Here is a 16,595-nt window from a genome sequence, read left to right on the forward strand (position 1 = left end):
TTCCAGAGTTGGCTGTGCGGTGCCATGGTCGCGCCGACGCCGGTTTCGGCCCTGCTTCACTCGAGCACCATGGTCAAGGCGGGCGTATATCTGGTCATCCGTTTGGCTCCGGCTTATACCGGCACGGCGTTCAGCAATTACGTCGCTCTTTTTGGCGCCTTTACCTTTCTGGCCACGGCTGTTCTGGCCTTGTCCCAGAGTAACGGCAAAAAAATTCTGGCGTATTCCACCATCAGCAACCTGGGTATGATCGTGGCCTGCGCGGGCATCAACACTCCCGCAGCCATGTCCGCCGCCATCCTGCTGATTGTTTTTCATGCTATCTCCAAAGGTCTTATGTTCCTGTGCGTCGGGACCATTGAGCAGAAAATCGGCAGCCGGGATATCGAGGATATGCGCGGTCTGATCACGGTCATGCCCAAGACGGCCCTGATCGCCGTGGTCGGCATCGTGACCATGTTTCTGCCGCCTTTCGGCGCTCTTTTGTCCAAGTGGATGGCTGTTGAAGCCGCGGTTGCCCTGCCGTTGGTCGTCATCATGCTGGCCGTTGGCTCGGCCCTGACCATGGTGTTCTGGGGTCGTTGGCTCGGCTTGCTCATGACTTCCACGGTCCAGGAAGTGGATCTGGAAGCTGAGACGCAGGCGATCCTGATTCGCGTGCCCCTGGTTTTTTTGGCCATTGCAGCCATTGTTATCAGCTTTGTTGCTCCTGGCCTGTATACGTCCATGGTGCTGCCGGTTTTGGAGAGGTTTTACTCCACAGACCTCTATGTGGCCGCTCAAGGTGTGATTTCAAACAATATCGGAATGTTCGCTTTGTACCCGATTTTTGTTGCCCTGACTTTGGGTGTGATTTGGGCCGCGCGGGCCTCGTCTTCCAAAAAAGTCAGCAAGCGGGCCTATTCGACGCCGTATGTCTGCGGTTTGCAGGATCCGACGGATAGCCGTCATTTGGGTTTTAAGGGACCTCTTGGGCTTTGGGCGGAGTTTAAGACCGCAAATTATTATATGGAAAACTTGATTGGAGAAGGTCGCATTTCCGGCTGGATCAATTTGGTCGCGGTTGGAATTTTGACCATTCTGCTGGCGGGGGTGCTGTAATGGAAGCCAAAACGATTCTGTATGTCATTCTGGCAATTGTCTTGAGCCCCATTCTTGGCGGCCTGCTGGCCGGTATCGACCGTCGTTTGACGGCATGGTGCCAGGGTCGCTTCGGTCCGCCTATTTTGCAGCCCTTCTATGATGTCATCAAACTGCTCGGTAAAGAACGTTTCATCGTGAATAATTGGCAGATTTTTTGTGTGCACATCTATCTGATCGCGTCCATTCTCTGCGTGGCTCTTTTTGCCATGCAGGCGGATTTGCTCATGATTTTCTTTGTCATGACCATCGGCGCGGTGTTTATGGTTGTGGGTGCCTTGTCCGTGCCTTCGCCGTATTCCCAGCTTGGCGCCCAGCGCGAGCTGATCCAGATGCTGACGTATGAACCGCTCTTGGTTATTGTCTTCGTTGGTATTTATTTTGTCACCGGCAGCTTCAAGATCGACGCGATCCTGGCCTATGATCGCCCCATCTTTCTGCTTTTGCCGTTGCTGTATCTGGTGCTGACCTTTGCTTTGACCATCAAATTGCGCAAGTCGCCGTTTGACATCTCGGCCAGCCACCACGCGCACCAGGAACTCGTCCGGGGCGTGTTGACGGAGTATTCCGGCCCGTATCTGGCCATTCTGGAAATCGCCCATTGGTACGACATCGTGCTCATCCTGGCGATATGCAGCCTGTTCTGGAGCACCAGCCTGATCGGTATGGTCGTGCTGTTGGCGATAACCTACATGGCCGAGATCCTTATTGATAACGTGACGCCCAGAATGACCTGGAGATGGATGTTGACCTATGTGTGGGCGGTTGGAATCAGCCTGTCCTTCTTCAATATGGCGCTTCTGTACGCCAAGTCTTTCTAAGCAATTAATGGAGTTCAGATATGGGCTTTATCAAAGATCTCTTGCACACATCCAGAATGAAGTCGCCCTGGCTCCTCCACTTCGATTGTGGAAGCTGCAATGGCTGCGACATTGAAATTCTGGCTTGCCTCACCCCTGTTTATGACGTGGAACGGTTTGGTATTTTGAACATTGGTAATCCCAAGCACGCTGACGTGCTTGTGGTTTCCGGAACGGTTAATCCGCGCAATGCCAAAGTGCTCAAAAATATCTACGATCAGATGCCGGAACCCAGAGCCGTAGTCGCCGTTGGCGCATGCGGCGCAACGGGGGGTGTTTTCCGCGAGTCCTACAATGTGCTGGGCGGCGTGGACAAGATTATTCCCGTGGATGTTTATGTTCCCGGATGTCCGGCCAAGCCTGAGGCCATCATCGACGGTGTGGTCCTGGCCCTGGAAAAATTAAAGGAACGTCAGCCCGATAAAGAGACGGAACCCTTGGTTGCGGACCTGAAAAAGGCCAGGGAATTTTATGAAAATCGTCAGGATCGTCAGGTAGTGGGGTAAGTATGGCATTCGAGACAAAAAACATCGCCAAGAATCAGCTTTTGGAGGAAGTCCAGACGCTGAAGAACAAAGGATATCGCTTCGTGACCATGAGTTGCGTGGACCTGGGCGATAGCTTTGATCTGCTTTATCATTTTGAGCTGAACATGCAGTTGAAGCATTTACGAATCACGTTGCTGAAGAATGATACAGCTCCGAGCATATCCGGAATTTTTCTTGCCGCATTTTTGATTGAAAATGAAAGCAAGGATCACTTCGGCGTCAATTTCGAGGGCATGGCTCTGGATTTTGGCGGTCATCTCTACCTTGAAGACGAGGTTAAGAAATTTCCTTTCTGCAAGGTGACTGTCAGCAAGAATGAAACTGCCGGGGAGGGTGCATAATAATGTCGACAATCGTACCTTTTGGACCGCAGCATCCTGTTTTGCCGGAACCTTTACATTTGAAGCTTGTTCTTGAAAATGAAATCGTCAAGGAAGCATTGCCGACATTGGGATATATTCATCGTGGATTGGAAACATTGGCTTCCATCAAGGACATGGATCAGATGATTCAGGTTGTTGAGCGTGTTTGCGGTATTTGCAGTTGTATTCACGCACACACATATTGCATGTGCATCGAAGGTTTGATGGGTGTTGAGGTTCCCAAACGTGCTGACTATCTGCGACTGATTTGGTCTGAATTGCACCGTATGCATTCCCATATGCTGTGGTTTGGTTTGCTGGCCGACGCATTTGGCATGGAAAGTCTTTTCATGCATGTCTGGCGTCTTCGCGAGCGTGTCATGGACGTCATGGAGGCCACGGCCGGAAATCGTGTTATCATTTCTGTTAATAAAATCGGTGGAGTGCGTCGTGATTTGAGTCCGGATCAAACGAGATGGATTCTTCAGGTCGTGAACGAACTGGAGCAGGAACTCGATAAAATCAAGCCTGTTTTGACCAACGATTATACCGTCAGAAAGCGTACGGTCGGGGTTGGCGTGCTGACCTATCAGCAGGCCTATGACCTTGGTGCGGCCGGTCCTACCTTGCGCGGTTCTGGCGTGGCCCAGGATGTGCGTCTGATTCGGTATGGCGCGTACAAGGATTTGGATTTCGAGCCCGTGATTGAAAAAGAAGGCGATAGCTGGGCTCGGACAATGGTCCGTTTCCGGGAATTGTACCAGTCCATCGATTTGATCCGCCAGCTGATTGCGAAGCTTCCTGGAGGGGAAATCGAAACCAAGGTCAAGGGAAAACCCGAGGGCGAGATTGTCTGCCGCGCCGAGCAGCCACGCGGAGAAGTGTTGTATTATGTTAAAGGGACGGGGAAGAAATATCTTGACCGTGTCCGTATCAGAACTCCCACGTTTGCCAACGTACCGCCTCTTCTGGCTATGCTTCCTGGAAGTGAAATGGCCGATGTTCCGGTCATTGCATTGTCTATTGACCCGTGCATCAGCTGCACTGAACGTTAAGGAGGCCTTTAATGCTTGATATGACTTCAACAATTATCAAGAATTTTTTGTCAAAATCGCATACACGACTTTATCCTTATGTTGTTCGGGAGCCTTACGATAACGTTCGTGGAAATTTGGACATAAAAATTGAAGAGTGCATTATGTGCGGAATGTGTGCTAAAAAATGCCCATCACAGTGCATCACGGTTAATAAGGATGCAAAAACGTGGGAAGTTGATCCGTATGCATGCATTTATTGTGGAATTTGTGTAGATCATTGTCCGACACATTGTCTGTTCATGGACAAGAATTATCGCAAACCCGCGAAGATGAAAGAAAATAATCAGTTGCTCCAAACAAAGGGGCCGGAAAAGAAGAAAAAAGCCCAGGAATAGGCTTGGTTGCGACTACCAAGCAAAAGGCCGCCCCCCCCTTGAGGGGGGCGGCCTTTTGCTTGGCGCAAGTGGAAAAGTAGGTGTCAGGGCAAGTACGCCTTGGCCACGAGATAGAGATCGCTGAACGGGACCTGTGATTTCAGCGCGGACATCATGCTCATGGACAGGTCCATCTTCATTTCCGTGTCGGTCAAGATTTCTTTTTTGACGAGGTTCAGGCGGTATTTGACAAAGTCATAGTCGAAGCCGTCGCAGATTAGATGCAGCCCATCCTTGAAATACGCGGAGGTGATATAGTCCTCGTACTTCAGCAGGGCCTGGGGGCCACCCCGCCGCGCCAGCATGCAATAAAAGATCAGGGTGATGAGCAGGGCCTCGATTTTGAGCTTGTGATCGATGTTGAGAAACTTGGCCTTGTTCAGATCCGCGTTGTCCAGATTTTTGAGCATGACCTGGGCCACGTCAAAGACCTGCTTTTCAAAAATAGGCGCGATGTGAAATTTGGAAAGAAAGCGGATCATGACCTTTTGCGGATTTTCGTTGGACACAATACCCAGGAGTCCAATGGCCATGAGAACGTATTTTCGTTGTAATTCAGAGAGGATATTGTTTTTTCGAACATGCGCCAAATGCTCGCAGCGATCGGGTGGCAGCGATGAGGCGGCCAATTCCAGCAGAAATCTGATGTAGGGTTCCTTGGTGTGCCGGGCTTCCTCGACCAGGAAGTTATCCGAAACTTTCTTGGCTTCCATGGTTTTTTTGACCGAAAGCCAAAAAGCGGCCACGCCTTCGAGTGGCATTTCCAGGATGTCGAATTCCGTGGCCGAGGCGCCGGGGCCACCCGTACTGGCTTCCAGCAGCAGGTTTGTGACCTGGGCATTGATGTCCACGCTCATTCGTGGCCTAGTCGAAGCAGAATTCAAGGGTGAAGGAGCCGGCCTCGCAGGAAAAGGGAATGGCCATGGCGAGAGTCGAGGTCATGTGGGCGATGGTGTGGTTGTCACCCATGATGACCGACGGGGTCGAGCCTTGCAGTTTGAGGCCGTATTCGACCAGTCCAACACGGGCTTGGCCGGAAATCATGTTGGTGATTTCGCCGACGGCGTCCTGCACGTCGCGCAGGATGTCCTCGATGGCATCGCCGAGCATTTGCTTGACAATGTGAACGGCGGTCTTGCGATCAAAGGAAATGGAAAAGGTACCATTTTTGTCGCCAGTGATGCCGATGACCGCCGAAACGTCGCCCGTGGCCACGTTATTTTTTTTGACATAGGGCGTTCCGGCCACGACTTCCAGTGAAGCCATGGCGGACAGGACATCCTTGGTTGCCTTGATGAAGGGTTTTGCCAGTGCTGGATCCATGCGCAGCTCCTTGTGGAAGTTTCTGTGGCTTTACTAAGGATACAAGCTGGGTCGGGTCAACCATGCATGGCGGGAAAGCCATATTTTTCCGGATCAGGCCGCATACCGCCAGACAGCCACGCGGCAAGCGACCTGAAGCGCGGCGGACAGTCTGGAATGGCGGGTTTTTCCCACGCTGGGGCCTGGCCCCTTGCCAGTCCGGCCGGGCCCCCCTAGAGCAGGAGGAGTGCTCCCGGTCCAGGGGACACATATTCCTCATCCTTTAAATCATGGGCATTGGACATGGAACATCGCGTTAAAAGCCATTTGTGTCGTGTGTATGGTCTGGGGTTGGATGATGTGGGCGAACTTTTCGAGATTGGCCGCGATACGGTTCTGGACTCCCTGGGGCGGCTGGAGAGGGCCATTATCGGTCATGATCTGGCCGAGGCCAGGGAGGTTGGGCACATGTTGAAGGGGACCTTATACAACATGGGACTCGACGACATCGCGGAACTGGCCAGGGAGTTGGAGGCAAAAGCCAAGAATGGCGTCGTGATGGACACGGAAGTCCTCTTCAAGTCCATCCAGCATAAATTGGGCGAGTTGGCTCGGCCCAGGTAGATCAGTACATGACGAACGGGGCTCCGTCCTCTTCAAACCCGTCGAGAAGACCGGGGTTCATGCGGAGCGCGATTTCCAAGGCCTTGACCCGGAACTCCCAGTCATCAAAGGCTTTTTGGCTCATGAATTTGCCAATTTGGGCATGTTGGATCGTGATTTCGATGTGTTTTTCCATGGATTTTTTTTGGCGTCGAGCAAAGAAAAAGGACTTGGATTACTCCAAGCCCTTGTCGTCGTTGGTAGCGGGGGCAGGATTTGAACCTACGACCTTCGGGTTATGAGCCCGACGAGCTACCATGCTGCTCCACCCCGCGTCATGTGAGAAAAGACATCTATGCAGGTTTACAAGGGCTGTCAAACATTATATTCGCTTTTTCATATGAAAAATTGTATTTCCAAAATTTCGATAATAATTCCAGTATATAATGAACAGGAAAATTTGCTGGATCTGTATCGGGAGGTGTCTCGGGCCATGGCCAGCCAAGCGTGGCCGTGGGAATTTGTGTTTATCGACGACGGCAGTTCGGATCGCGGCCTGGATGTAATCCGCCATCTCGCGGAAAATGACGGGCGGGTTCGATATGTCGCCTTCGAACATAATTGTGGACAAACGGCCGCTTTTTCCGCTGGGTTTCGTTTCGCGACGGGGAATGTCCTGGTGACCATGGACGCGGATCTGCAAAACGACCCAGCGGATATCCCGGCCATGCTCGACGCATATGTCCGGGGGGCTGACATGGTCATTGGGTGGCGTGCCAAGCGCCAGGATAGCCGCGTCAAACGCTGTGCATCCCGTTTCGCCAATTGGGTCCGCAACGGCATCAGCCGCGAGACGGTTCGGGACACGGGATGTTCCTTGAAGGTCATGCGCGCGGACATGGCTCGGATGGTGCCCATGTTCACGGGCATGCACCGTTTTTTGCCAACCCTGATGAAGCTCGAGGGGGCTGTTGTCGTCGAGCAGCGGGTCAATCATCGGCCGAGGCGCAATGGTGTCTCCAAGTATGGGATTTGGGACCGGGCTTGGTCCGCCGCCTATGATCTGCTGGCGGTCCGCTGGATGCAAAAACGGCATATCTCCTTTCGGGTCGCGGAAACCAATATCAAATGAGGCCGGTTGGTCTTGGGAAATTTATGGAGACTTCATCCCAGTGGTGGCTTTTGGCCATTGGTTTTCTGGGTCAGGGCTTTTTTTTCATGCGTTTTTTTTGGCAATGGCTCGTGTCCGAGCGGAATAAAAAGAGCATAATCCCCGTCAGCTTTTGGTATTTCAGTTTGCTGGGCAGTGTTTGTCTGTTGGTTTACGCGGTGTTGCGGCGGGATATTGTGTTCACGATCGGGCAATCCACCGGGTCTCTTATCTATCTTCGCAACCTGTATCTGATCCATCGGGAGCGGACCCGGTTGAAAAACGTCAGCCAGATGGGTTGAAGCGCGACAGCCACGGCCAGGCCAATCAGCCCGCCCGCGACGATATCCATGGGAAAGTGTTTGCCCAGGTAGACGCGGGACAGACCGATCAGCAGGGGCACGAACCAGATGGCCTTGAAGCGGTAGACCGCGCGGAAGATCCAGACCGCCGCGACCGAATTGGCGGCGTGGGCCGACGGATAGGACGATCTGCTGCTGGTGCTGGGCATGAATTCCACGGGCCGCTGTTTCCAGGTATCGCCGTCGAGATACCACGTGCTGGACAGATAATGGTAGGGTCGTTGGCGTTGGCTGCCATCCTTGATGAAGGAGCAGGCCAGATCCGAGGCTCCGACAACCATGCTCAGACCAAGAATCAGAGCCAGGGGGGCCTGGACACGATGAATGGCCAGGATCGCGGCGCCGATGGCGAGGGCCCAAAGAAAAGGCGTGGCCGACAGGGCTGGCAGGATCAAATCGAAGACAGGGTTGCGCCAAGTGTCGTTTATCCAGCGAAAAAGGGACATCTCCCAGTCCGGGGTGTGGAAATACATGACCACTCCTTGTTTTTACAAGTTTGGAGGATGACGCGGGAAAAGTCCAGAATCAGCCTGGATTGAGTTCTTGACGAGTCAAGGATTCGCGGCTATTTTCCCAATTTACTTTTTTTGAAGGAGACGCGAGATGAGCAAAAGAACATATCAGCCGAGCACCACAAAACGCAAAAGATCCTACGGATTTTTGGTCCGTTCCCGAACCAAGAACGGCCAAGCCGTCCTGCGCCGCAGAAGAGCCAAGGGAAGAAAGAGATTAGCCGTTTAACATTCCCCCCCTCTTACCGATTGACGAGGCGGCCCCAGTTCACGTGTTGTTATGACCGGGGCCGTCGTTTCTTTTCAAAGAGTTTTGTGCTCTTTGTCCGCGCACGGGAAGGCGATGCTCTGTCCTGGCGTCTTGGACTGGCGGTCAGCAAGAAAATCGGCAATTCCGTGCGTCGTAACCGAGTCAAGCGGCTGATCCGGGAATTTTTCCGGCTTCGGCGGCATGAACTCGCTATCTCGGCGGATATTGTTGTCGTGCCCAAGCGGGGTCTGCGCGTGCAGGATCTTGATTTGGCTCGGGTACAATCCGAGCTTGATCCCCTGATGCAAAGAATTGCCGCCCTGGCCGATCCGCCTTTATTGCCGTGACCGGAGTCCTTTGCATGCGCAAAGCAGTGGTTTTTTGTATTTCCCTGTATCAGTATCTGATATCCCCGCTCTATTCTCCGTGCTGTCGTTTCACGCCTTCCTGTTCCGAATACGCGCGGCAGGCTGTCATGTCCCATGGTGTTTTCCGGGGCTTGGGCCTCGCGCTGCTACGGCTGCTTCGTTGTCACCCTCTGTGTGCTGGTGGTTATGATCCGGTTCCCACACCCAACACTTCAAAGCGAGATTGAATTCAATGGATAACAATAAACGTGTCATCCTTGCGGTCGTTTTGTCCCTGATGGTTCTCCTGACTTGGAATTATTTCTTTCCGTCCATCACCCCCCTGGAGACAGGCAACCAATCAACGGTCGGGCAGAACCAAACAGTCTCCCCCGCCCCCGCTCAAACGCAGCCGGCTGCCGCTGCCGAGCCCCAAACAGTCCAGTTCACTCCTGTCACCGGAGGAAAAGTCACGGTGGACACGCCGTTGTACCGGGCCGTGATCAATACCTCCGGCGGCGTTCTGGAGAGTTTTGTGCTGAAGTCCTTCAAGGAAACCATTGCCAAGGATTCCAAGAATATAGATCTGGTCACGCCCCAGTCCCTGACCAAGGCGCCATTGGGCCTGATCTGGAATACCACCCCGACCTGGGCCCAGGGAGAATGGAAGGTCGAAGGCGGGGATTTGAATCTGGCCGAAGGACAGACCGGCAATCTGCAACTGACCGGCGTCATGGCCGGGGTCCAGATCGTGCGCAATCTGTCTTTTGTCGGCGGATCCTACGAGATCAAGGAAGAGGTCAAGGTCACCAACACCTCGACGGCCCAGATCCAGGGCAACGTCTCCTTTTCCGTGTCCAGCGTGCCTCTTAGCGCCGAGGGGGATCAGTACAATTTGACCAAGGTCGCGTACCTGGCCGCGGATGAATTGACCGAGGAAGACGACAGCAAGGACTTGCAGCGGGGCCTGGAGTCTCCGACTCCTGTCCAATGGGCCGGAATAGAAAGCAATTATTTTCTGATGGCTCTGGTGCCGACTTCCTCGGACATGACGGCGCGAGCCAAGCTTGAAGACAATGTCTATCGCATGACCATTGCCGATCCGCTGTTGCTCGATCCGGGCGTGACGCAGCTGCGGACATGTTCGTATTATCTTGGACCCAAGACGGATGCGTTTCTCGCGGCCATGCCCAAGAATTTGAGGGCCAGCATCAACTATGGCTTTTTTGATGTCATCGCCAAGCCCTTGAACCAATTTCTCGTGTTTTTGTATGGCTACGTCGGCAACTATGGCCTGGCCATCATCATCCTGACCGTCATCATCAAGATTCTGTTCTGGCCGCTGTCGCACAAGAGCTACAAGTCCATGGAACAGATGAAGAAGCTGCAGCCCATGATGGCCAAGATCCGGGAAAAACACGCCGATGATCGCGAAAAGATGAACGCCGAGATCATGCAGTTGTACAAAACCTACAAGGTCAACCCGGCTGGCGGCTGTGTGCCCATGCTGCTGCAGATTCCCGTGTTTTTCGCCCTGTATCAGGCCCTGCTGGGCGCCATCGAGCTGCGTCACGCGGCCTTTATCCCGTATTTGCCCGGCACCGATCTGGTCTGGCTGGCGGACTTGTCGGCCAAGGATCCCTACTATATCACGCCCCTGGTCATGGGCGCGACCATGTTTCTGCAGCAGCGCATGGCCCCGCCGGCCGGTGATCCCATGCAGACCAAGATCATGATGTTCATGCCGGTTATCTTCACCTTTCTTTTCCTGAATTTTCCAGCCGGACTCGTGATTTACTGGTTGGTCAATAACGTGCTCTCCATCGCGCAGCAGTGGTTGATGATCAGAAAAGTGAAATAGTCCAAGGCAGCCCCGTGTCGGGCTGCTCCCAGTCCCGCCTAGGATGGGATGCCATTGTTGCATGTTCAAGGAGAAGTGGATGAACACGTATCGTGAATTTCAGGCCAAGACCGTTGATCAGGCAATCGAGGATGCCTGTCGGTTTTTTGATGTTCAGCGCGACGCATTGGAAATTGATATTGTCCGTGGCGGTTCTTCCGGTATTTTTGGGCTTGGAGCGAAAAAAGCCTGTATACGGGTCACGCGACGGCGCCCCGCGGACACGGCCGTGGTGGAGAACGTCGAGGAAAGCGAGGTTCCGCTTCCAGAAGCGTCCGAGGACGCAGCGGAGACCGTGCCGTCTTTTGAAGACGAGGATGAAGACGAACCGCGCGTTTCGATGGTTTTATCCGCCGAGGACCGGGCCAAGCTCGAGGAGACCATTCGTTCCATCGTGGGCACCCTGTTACGCCCCATTGGCGGTGATATCCGTTTTGGCGTCGATACCAGTGGCGACCCGATTCTTGTCCATATCGAGGACGATGAATATTCCGGCCTGATCATTGGTCGGGACGGCCAGACGATCACCGCCTTGCAATATCTCACCAACCGGATCGTTTCCAAGGCCTGGCCCCGGAGCCCCAGAATTCAGCTTGATGCCGGGGACTACCGCCAAAAACAGCAGGAGCAGTTGCAGGGCATTGCCGTGTTTCTGTCTCAAAAAGCCAAGAAATCCGGAAGAGTGCAAAGCACCAAGCCATTGAGTTCCTTTCATCGGCGGGTGGTGCACATGGCCCTGCAGGATGATCACGGGGTACAAACCCGGAGCAAGGGGGAGGGGCCCATGAAACGGGTCCTGATCCTGCCGGTCAAGCGTCGGGGGAGCCGCCCGTTCAAACGCCAGGATGACGAGCCCGGAGTGCGTCAGTCCTGATTTGGGCGCAGTGCAAGATCAAAAGGCCAATCGGCGGATGTCGATTGGCCTTTTTTGTCGCATTTTTTTCGTCACGGGACGCATCATGGCCGATTTGGCGGACAACGGTGGACGTGATTGCCCGCGTTTTCGCAAAAGCCATTCTCTTGAAATTATTCGTTGGCGGCCAGGGGCGCGAGGCTTGGGCCATGGTCGGGCGTGGTCATGGAACGCCTGGTGAGCAATACGGCCCCGGTCAGGGCCGTGAACGGAGCCACCAGTACCAGCCCGAAGCTGCCGACCAGGGTGGTCATGATTTCGGCCGCGACAAGATTGATGTTCAGAATACTGGCCATGGGTATATTTTGGGCCATGAAGACCATGAGCAGGGAAATGTAGCCGCCGGAATAGGCCAGAAGCAGGGTTGTCGTCATGGTGCCGACCACCACCCGGCCCACGCGTAGTCCCGATGCCAGGGCTTGGCCGAAATGCATGTCGGGGTTGGCGGTCAGCACTTCTTCCAGGCTGGTGGCCACGTCCATGGCCAGATCCATGACCGCCCCGGAACAGGCGATGAAGATGGAGGCCAGAAAGACTCGGGTCAGGTCCAGATGGGCGAAGCCACTGTAGAGAAGGGTTTCCGAAAACGGCACCACTGCCCCGTGTAGACGGAATGGACCGCTGAATGCCAGGGCCAGGGCGCAGGTGGCGATGATTCCCAGAAGCGAGCCAAAAAATGCGGCCAGAGCGCGTCGGCTCAGCCCTCCAACCAGAAAGATGATCGCGCCCACGAGCAGCGTCACCAGCAGGAGCGCGGTGAGGATGGGGTCATGGCCGTGCAGAAATGCCGGAACGAGCAGCTTCCAGATAACGTAGCCGGAAAAGACAAAGGATAGAAGGGCCTTGGCGCCGGTCCAGCCGGAAAAGACAAGCAGCACGAGGGAGAAGAGGCCAAACAAAACCCCTTCGACGCCCAGGCGGTAATAATCCTGGGCCACGGCATGGGAGATGGCCCCATTTTCCAGGGACAGCACGACCAGGGCGTGGTCGCCCACGGCGAATCGTTTATCCAGATCCATTTTGCCGAGCATTTCGTTGTGGGCCTGCACCACCCGACCCGCGTGGGGGCCATCCAGCAGGCGGAGCGACAGGCCTTGGATGCCGGCCGTGACGATGCCGTAGGTGTGGACCTGGCTGTCATCGACCTCGACCACCTCGCCCTTGCAGCGCAGGGATTCGCCGGACTGGCGGTTTTCGAAGCCGGTGGGCGCGAAATGGAGAATCGCGGATAAGATAACGAACAGAATCGTCAACCGGGCGTCTTTGGGCAGGGACATGATGAGCTCCAAAAAACGCGGCCGGCTGGGCCGGCCGCGCGATGACAATCAGTTCATGGCCACGCTGGCCTTGAGGCCCAGAGCGTCCACGAATTTGGTGAACATGTCGGTGTTGTCGTAGAATCCGGAGAAGCTTTCGGCTCCGGCGCCCGTGGCCGAGGTCAGGACTGGCACTCCGGTGTGGGAATATGATGTCCAGGCCAGGCCGGCTTTCTGGTTCAGCAGATGGGTCAGGGTCACGGTGAAGGGCTCATAGGATCCGTAGAGCAGGTAATCCCGACCGGCGGCTTTGATTTTTTCTCCGGCCATGCTGCGGGCAAAGGCAGCCTTGAGGTCGGCCAGCTCGAAATCCTTCAGATACATGGCATATTTGGACCCGATGCTTTTGGCATATTCGGCGTCCGCGGCGGCCTTGGCCATGTCGGCCAGCTCGGTTTCGGATGGGGTTTTCAGGCCGAAACGGGTCTCCACCAGCGTGGCGATGGCGTCAAAGGACGCCGTGGGATTGGCCTTGCGCCAAGCGTCGAACTCCTCGTTAAAGGCGACGTAGGACACCTTTTGGTGCTGGAGGTTTTTGAAATAGGTCGAATATTTGGTCCCGGAAAATCCCAGGGTTAGCCCTCCGGTTTCGTGATCTCCGGTGACCACGATCAGGGTGTCCTTGGGGTGTTTGGCGGCGAAATCCACGGCCTTGGCCACGGCCTGCTCGAAAGCCAGCACGTCGCCGATGGCGGCCATGGCGTCGTTGGCGTGGCAGGCCCAGTCGATTTTTCCTGCCTCGACCATCATGAAAAATCCCTTGGGGTTGTCCAGAACTTCAATGCCTTTCGCGGTCAGGTCGGCCAGGCCGATGTCTTCGGCCGTGGTGTCCATGGCGTAGGGCATGGCCTGCTCGTCCTGCAGGCGCGGGTTGACGACAACGGCCTTGGCTCCGGCCTTGAGGGCCTCGAAGCCGGTCTTGTCATTGATATAGGCGTAGCCGGCCTTCTTGATCGCGTCGATGACGTTGACCTTTTCGCCTTCGGCTTTTGATTTTTTGCCCGCTGGATCGAGAAGCCCGCCGCCGGCGAAATAGTCGAAGTCGCTGGCCGCCAGTTCCAGGCCGATCTCATAATAGTTCTTCCGACTTTTCTGATGGGCGTAGAACGCGGCCGGAGTGGCGTGGTCCAGGGACACGGAGGACACGATGCCGACTTTCTTGCCCGCGTCCCTGGCCAGTTCCGCGAAGGTGCGCACGGGCTTGCCGTTGACGTCCACGCCCAGTCCCGCGTTGTAGGTTTTCACGCCCGAGGCGATGGCCGTGCCGGCCGCGGCGGAATCGGTGATCAGGGATTCGCTGGAATAGGTCGTGGTCATGCCCTGGGCCGGAAAGGTCGAGAAGTTGAGTTTCTCCACGCCGGCCTTGGCTTCGCCCTTGAGGGCGGCCTTGTACATTTCGGCGGCGCTGGACTGGGACACGCTCATGCCGTCGCCGATGAACAGAAAAACGTATTTGGCCTCGGCGGCCCAGGCTGCCTGCGCCAGAAGCAGAACCAGACAGGCTCCGGTCGCGAGGCGGGTCGCCAGTCCGGAGACCGGAAAACGAAAACTGATGCGCATGGATGACTCCTTGGTTGAAGTTTGGTTGCGCTTCAATCTCGTATTGCGGTGACGGTTGTGCGACGGCGGGGTGACAAGACTGTCAAGACGGCGCGTCCAGATGGAAAGGCGTGGACGTGTGGTTCTTCAGCTCCCGAAGATTTTGCTGCGAAACATGAAGAACGCCGCACCGAGGATGCACACTCCTGCCCAGACATAGTCCATGCTCGGCTTTTCCTTCATGTACAGAATGGAAAAGGGGATGAATACGGACAGGGCGATGCATTCCTGCAGGATTTTGAGCTGGCCGACATTCATGACCTGATGGCCGATTCGGTTGGCCGGAACCTGGAGTAGATATTCGAGGAGGGCGATGCCCCAGCTGGCAAAGGCCGCGACGACCCATGGCGTCTGGGACAGGTTGCGCAGGTGGCCGTACCAGGCAAAGGTCATGAAGATGTTGCTTAAAGACAGCAGAATGATGGTCGAAAGATAAAAACGCATGGGGCCCGCCTTGTTCCGGAGGAACGGAAGTGCAATGAGTCGTGGCCGGGTGTAGCAGGACCCATGAAAATTACAACATCGAAAAGAAAATCGTAATACCTTGTATTTTAAGAAATAATGGATATTTATCGGCGCCCGATGAAGATGTCCGGCTTGATGCGCCCCCAGTCGTCGAAGGCGATATGCCGGGCAAAATGCACAGCCAGAAATACGGACACCGTGGCTGCGGTGAAAATCGCGATCATGATCATGATCTGGTAGCCGATGGCCACTGCCGGCGACGATCCCCCCAGAATCTGGCCGGTCATCATTCCCGGCAGGGACACGATGCCCATGGTGGCGATGGTTCCCAGTTGGGGGCCAACGGCCGCGCGGAAGGCGTTGCGCAAAAAGGGGCGGATCGCTTCGGATGGACTGGCTCCCAGGGTCAGATACTGGATATGAATGTCCTCACCGGCGCGCAGTTCCGAAAAAAAGCGATCCAGGGCCACGACATTGCTGCGCAGAATGTTGCCCAGCACCATGCCCATGAGGGGTACCAGATAGCGGGCCGAGGTCAGGGTGGCGAAATCGAAGAGAAGCAGGAAGCCGGTCAGGACCAGGATGGAGGTCAGCAGCTGCGCGGGGAGCATCGTCCACAGACATTTTTGCCAGGACAGTCCGCCCTGGCGCAGGATGGAAGCCGTGGCAACCACGATCATGACCAGGACCCACGCCGCGTTGACCGCGAGGTTGTCCAGGCGAAAGATGTATTCCAGGTACAGGGCGACCAGTCCCAGCTGCACGGCCATGCGGACCATGGCGATGAGCAGTTCCTTGGTCAGGCGAAGCTTCAGGTGTCGAAAAATGGCCACCGGAAGGATCAGGATGAGCGCATAGGCCAACAGGGCGGGCATGGCGATGACCACGGTTTCGTTCATGCGGTTTTCTCCAATTTGCCGTTGTCCAGACAGAGTTCCGTGAAGTCGAAGTCCAGCCATTCGCGGTTGTGGGTCACGGCCAGCACGGTCCGCGTTGTGTCCTCGGCAAAGAGGCGGATCACGGCCCGCGTGGCGTCCCGGTCCAGGCTGGAGGTGATCTCGTCCAGCAGGCAAAAGGAGCGGTTCAGCTGCAGACCCTGGATGATGGTCAGACGCTGCTGTTCGCCGCCGGATAGCCGGGCATAGGACGTGTCGCGCAGTGCCAGGTCCAGGTTCACGGCGGTCATCAGGCGGTCCTGATGGACGCGGTCCGGTTGCAGGGTGCGATTGGCGGCGAAGGTGAAGGGAAGGTCAAGGTACTCACCGGCCGTGCCGTCAAAGGGCAGGGGCTTTTGGCCGATGTACAGGAAGCGGCGGCGATGGACGGCCAGGTCGGCCGGAGTGAGCCGTTGGCCGCCCCAGAGCACCTCGCCGTTGTCAGCCGGCTCGAAAAGGATGGCGACCTTGAGCAGCGTGGATTTTCCGCTCCCGGACGGACCGGTCAGCACCAGATGGTCTCCCGGACGCACGATCAGATTGATCGCGTCCAAAATGAC

At 55.5% G+C, this 16,595-nt stretch carries 22 protein-coding genes and 1 tRNA gene; 14 read left to right on the plus strand and 9 right to left on the minus strand.

The annotated features are described in order from the left end of the window. The 6 genes from EOL86_06035 to EOL86_06060 form a co-directional block, all read left to right on the plus strand. Nucleotides 1-1,101 (plus strand): NADH-quinone oxidoreductase subunit L (locus EOL86_06035; GenBank protein ID NCD25133.1); only part of this gene is annotated, 1,101 nt, incomplete at its 5' end. Further along, nucleotides 1,101-1,961, plus strand: coding sequence for an NADH-quinone oxidoreductase subunit H (locus EOL86_06040; protein NCD25134.1), 861 nt, complete (start codon nucleotides 1,101-1,103; stop codon nucleotides 1,959-1,961). The genes EOL86_06035 and EOL86_06040, both read left to right, overlap by 1 nt. Before the next feature lie 20 nt (nucleotides 1,962-1,981). Continuing rightward, nucleotides 1,982-2,506 (plus strand): NADH-quinone oxidoreductase subunit B, encoded by a 525-nt coding sequence (locus tag EOL86_06045; protein NCD25135.1) that lies wholly within the window; start codon nucleotides 1,982-1,984, stop codon nucleotides 2,504-2,506. A 2-nt stretch (nucleotides 2,507-2,508) separates the two neighbouring features. Beyond that, nucleotides 2,509-2,889: an NADH-quinone oxidoreductase subunit C gene (locus tag EOL86_06050; GenBank protein NCD25136.1), complete on the plus strand. Its 381-nt coding sequence runs from the start codon at nucleotides 2,509-2,511 to the stop codon at nucleotides 2,887-2,889. After that, complete coding sequence (locus tag EOL86_06055) at nucleotides 2,889-3,965, plus strand: NADH-quinone oxidoreductase subunit D (GenBank protein ID NCD25137.1); 1,077 nt, start codon at nucleotides 2,889-2,891, stop codon at nucleotides 3,963-3,965. The genes EOL86_06050 and EOL86_06055 overlap by 1 nt, the downstream gene beginning before the upstream one ends. A gap of 11 nt (nucleotides 3,966-3,976) precedes the next feature. Further along, on the plus strand, nucleotides 3,977-4,342 hold the full coding sequence (locus EOL86_06060) for a 4Fe-4S dicluster domain-containing protein (protein NCD25138.1): 366 nt from the start codon (nucleotides 3,977-3,979) through the stop codon (nucleotides 4,340-4,342). 83 nt (nucleotides 4,343-4,425) lie between these two features. Here the strand turns inward: EOL86_06060 and EOL86_06065 are convergent, their stop codons facing one another. Beyond that, nucleotides 4,426-5,232: a hypothetical protein gene (locus EOL86_06065; GenBank protein NCD25139.1), complete on the minus strand. Its 807-nt coding sequence runs from the start codon at nucleotides 5,230-5,232 to the stop codon at nucleotides 4,426-4,428. 13 nt (nucleotides 5,233-5,245) lie between these two features. Beyond that, a complete protein-coding gene (locus EOL86_06070) occupies nucleotides 5,246-5,704 on the minus strand; it encodes a chemotaxis protein CheX (GenBank protein NCD25140.1) in 459 nt (152 codons plus the stop codon). A gap of 282 nt (nucleotides 5,705-5,986) precedes the next feature. Here EOL86_06070 and EOL86_06075 point away from each other — a divergent pair, with 282 nt between their 5' ends. After that, on the plus strand, nucleotides 5,987-6,307 hold the full coding sequence (locus EOL86_06075) for an Hpt domain-containing protein (GenBank protein ID NCD25141.1): 321 nt from the start codon (nucleotides 5,987-5,989) through the stop codon (nucleotides 6,305-6,307). 237 nt (nucleotides 6,308-6,544) lie between these two features. Here EOL86_06075 and EOL86_06080 read toward each other — a convergent pair. Continuing rightward, nucleotides 6,545-6,621, minus strand: a tRNA-Met gene (locus tag EOL86_06080). Nucleotides 6,622-6,686: 65 nt separating this feature from the next. Between EOL86_06080 and EOL86_06085 the strand changes: the two genes are divergently transcribed. Both EOL86_06085 and EOL86_06090 read left to right on the plus strand, forming a co-directional pair. After that, entirely contained in the window at nucleotides 6,687-7,418 is a 732-nt protein-coding gene (locus EOL86_06085) for a glycosyltransferase (protein NCD25142.1), read from the plus strand. Between the two features lie 23 nt (nucleotides 7,419-7,441). Beyond that, nucleotides 7,442-7,738 (plus strand): lipid A biosynthesis acyltransferase, encoded by a 297-nt coding sequence (locus EOL86_06090; GenBank protein ID NCD25143.1) that lies wholly within the window; start codon nucleotides 7,442-7,444, stop codon nucleotides 7,736-7,738. Here the strand turns inward: EOL86_06090 and EOL86_06095 are convergent. Beyond that, entirely contained in the window at nucleotides 7,669-8,271 is a 603-nt protein-coding gene (locus EOL86_06095; protein ID NCD25144.1) for a phosphatase PAP2 family protein, read from the minus strand. The genes EOL86_06090 and EOL86_06095 overlap by 70 nt on opposite strands. Nucleotides 8,272-8,401: 130 nt before the next feature. Between EOL86_06095 and EOL86_06100 the strand changes: the two genes are divergently transcribed. The 5 genes from EOL86_06100 to EOL86_06120 all read left to right on the plus strand — a co-directional run bounded on the left by EOL86_06100 (nucleotide 8,402) and on the right by EOL86_06120 (nucleotide 11,681). Next, nucleotides 8,402-8,539, plus strand: a complete 138-nt coding sequence (locus EOL86_06100; GenBank protein ID NCD25145.1) for a 50S ribosomal protein L34 — start codon at nucleotides 8,402-8,404, stop codon at nucleotides 8,537-8,539. Then, nucleotides 8,527-8,907: a ribonuclease P protein component gene (rnpA, locus tag EOL86_06105; protein NCD25146.1), complete on the plus strand. Its 381-nt coding sequence runs from the start codon at nucleotides 8,527-8,529 to the stop codon at nucleotides 8,905-8,907. The genes EOL86_06100 and rnpA overlap by 13 nt, the downstream gene beginning before the upstream one ends. A gap of 14 nt (nucleotides 8,908-8,921) precedes the next feature. Next, the gene (yidD, locus tag EOL86_06110; GenBank protein NCD25147.1) at nucleotides 8,922-9,155 is read left to right on the plus strand and encodes a membrane protein insertion efficiency factor YidD; all 234 of its coding nucleotides are present in this window, start codon (nucleotides 8,922-8,924) and stop codon (nucleotides 9,153-9,155) included. 5 nt (nucleotides 9,156-9,160) lie between these two features. After that, complete coding sequence (locus tag EOL86_06115; protein NCD25148.1) at nucleotides 9,161-10,768, plus strand: membrane protein insertase YidC; 1,608 nt, start codon at nucleotides 9,161-9,163, stop codon at nucleotides 10,766-10,768. Between the two features lie 79 nt (nucleotides 10,769-10,847). Beyond that, nucleotides 10,848-11,681, plus strand: coding sequence for a KH domain-containing protein (locus tag EOL86_06120; protein ID NCD25149.1), 834 nt, complete (start codon nucleotides 10,848-10,850; stop codon nucleotides 11,679-11,681). Between the two features lie 152 nt (nucleotides 11,682-11,833). On the opposite strand, the gene EOL86_06125 is transcribed toward EOL86_06120, so the two are convergent. The 5 genes from EOL86_06125 to EOL86_06145 form a co-directional block, all read right to left on the minus strand. Then, the gene (locus EOL86_06125; protein NCD25150.1) at nucleotides 11,834-12,997 is read right to left on the minus strand and encodes a YibE/F family protein; all 1,164 of its coding nucleotides are present in this window, start codon (nucleotides 12,995-12,997) and stop codon (nucleotides 11,834-11,836) included. Nucleotides 12,998-13,045: 48 nt separating this feature from the next. After that, nucleotides 13,046-14,596 carry an alkaline phosphatase gene (locus tag EOL86_06130; GenBank protein ID NCD25151.1) on the minus strand — a complete coding sequence of 517 codons (1,551 nt, stop codon included), beginning with the start codon at nucleotides 14,594-14,596 and terminating at the stop codon, nucleotides 13,046-13,048. A gap of 126 nt (nucleotides 14,597-14,722) precedes the next feature. Beyond that, nucleotides 14,723-15,079: a hypothetical protein gene (locus EOL86_06135; GenBank protein NCD25152.1), complete on the minus strand. Its 357-nt coding sequence runs from the start codon at nucleotides 15,077-15,079 to the stop codon at nucleotides 14,723-14,725. A gap of 125 nt (nucleotides 15,080-15,204) precedes the next feature. Next, a complete protein-coding gene (locus EOL86_06140; protein ID NCD25153.1) occupies nucleotides 15,205-16,059 on the minus strand; it encodes an ABC transporter permease in 855 nt (284 codons plus the stop codon). Next, a partial coding sequence (locus tag EOL86_06145; protein ID NCD25154.1) for an ATP-binding cassette domain-containing protein occupies nucleotides 15,996-16,595 on the minus strand: 600 nt, incomplete at its 5' end. The genes EOL86_06145 and EOL86_06140, both read right to left, overlap by 64 nt.

The organism is Deltaproteobacteria bacterium (assembly GCA_009930495.1).
Lineage (GTDB): Bacteria > Desulfobacterota > Desulfovibrionia > Desulfovibrionales > Desulfomicrobiaceae > Desulfomicrobium.

Bases quoted from the DNA above. Each gene is read 5' to 3' on its own strand.
- EOL86_06115 (NCD25148.1), top strand. From the start codon at position 9,161: ATGGATAACAATAAACGTGTCATCCTTGCGGTCGTTTTGTCCCTGATG.
- EOL86_06060 (NCD25138.1), top strand. From the start codon at position 3,977: ATGCTTGATATGACTTCAACAATTATCAAGAATTTTTTGTCAAAATCG.
- EOL86_06070 (NCD25140.1), bottom strand. From the start codon at position 5,704: ATGGATCCAGCACTGGCAAAACCCTTCATCAAGGCAACCAAGGATGTC.
- EOL86_06090 (NCD25143.1), top strand. From the start codon at position 7,442: ATGGAGACTTCATCCCAGTGGTGGCTTTTGGCCATTGGTTTTCTGGGT.
- EOL86_06130 (NCD25151.1), bottom strand. From the start codon at position 14,596: ATGCGCATCAGTTTTCGTTTTCCGGTCTCCGGACTGGCGACCCGCCTC.
- EOL86_06075 (NCD25141.1), top strand. From the start codon at position 5,987: ATGGAACATCGCGTTAAAAGCCATTTGTGTCGTGTGTATGGTCTGGGG.
- EOL86_06100 (NCD25145.1), top strand. From the start codon at position 8,402: ATGAGCAAAAGAACATATCAGCCGAGCACCACAAAACGCAAAAGATCC.
- EOL86_06040 (NCD25134.1), top strand. From the start codon at position 1,101: ATGGAAGCCAAAACGATTCTGTATGTCATTCTGGCAATTGTCTTGAGC.
- EOL86_06085 (NCD25142.1), top strand. From the start codon at position 6,687: ATGAAAAATTGTATTTCCAAAATTTCGATAATAATTCCAGTATATAAT.
- yidD (NCD25147.1), top strand. From the start codon at position 8,922: ATGCGCAAAGCAGTGGTTTTTTGTATTTCCCTGTATCAGTATCTGATA.
- EOL86_06095 (NCD25144.1), bottom strand. From the start codon at position 8,271: ATGTATTTCCACACCCCGGACTGGGAGATGTCCCTTTTTCGCTGGATA.
- EOL86_06125 (NCD25150.1), bottom strand. From the start codon at position 12,997: ATGTCCCTGCCCAAAGACGCCCGGTTGACGATTCTGTTCGTTATCTTA.
- EOL86_06140 (NCD25153.1), bottom strand. From the start codon at position 16,059: ATGGCTGGACTTCGACTTCACGGAACTCTGTCTGGACAACGGCAAATT.
- EOL86_06050 (NCD25136.1), top strand. From the start codon at position 2,509: ATGGCATTCGAGACAAAAAACATCGCCAAGAATCAGCTTTTGGAGGAA.
- EOL86_06135 (NCD25152.1), bottom strand. From the start codon at position 15,079: ATGCGTTTTTATCTTTCGACCATCATTCTGCTGTCTTTAAGCAACATC.
- EOL86_06120 (NCD25149.1), top strand. From the start codon at position 10,848: ATGAACACGTATCGTGAATTTCAGGCCAAGACCGTTGATCAGGCAATC.
- EOL86_06045 (NCD25135.1), top strand. From the start codon at position 1,982: ATGGGCTTTATCAAAGATCTCTTGCACACATCCAGAATGAAGTCGCCC.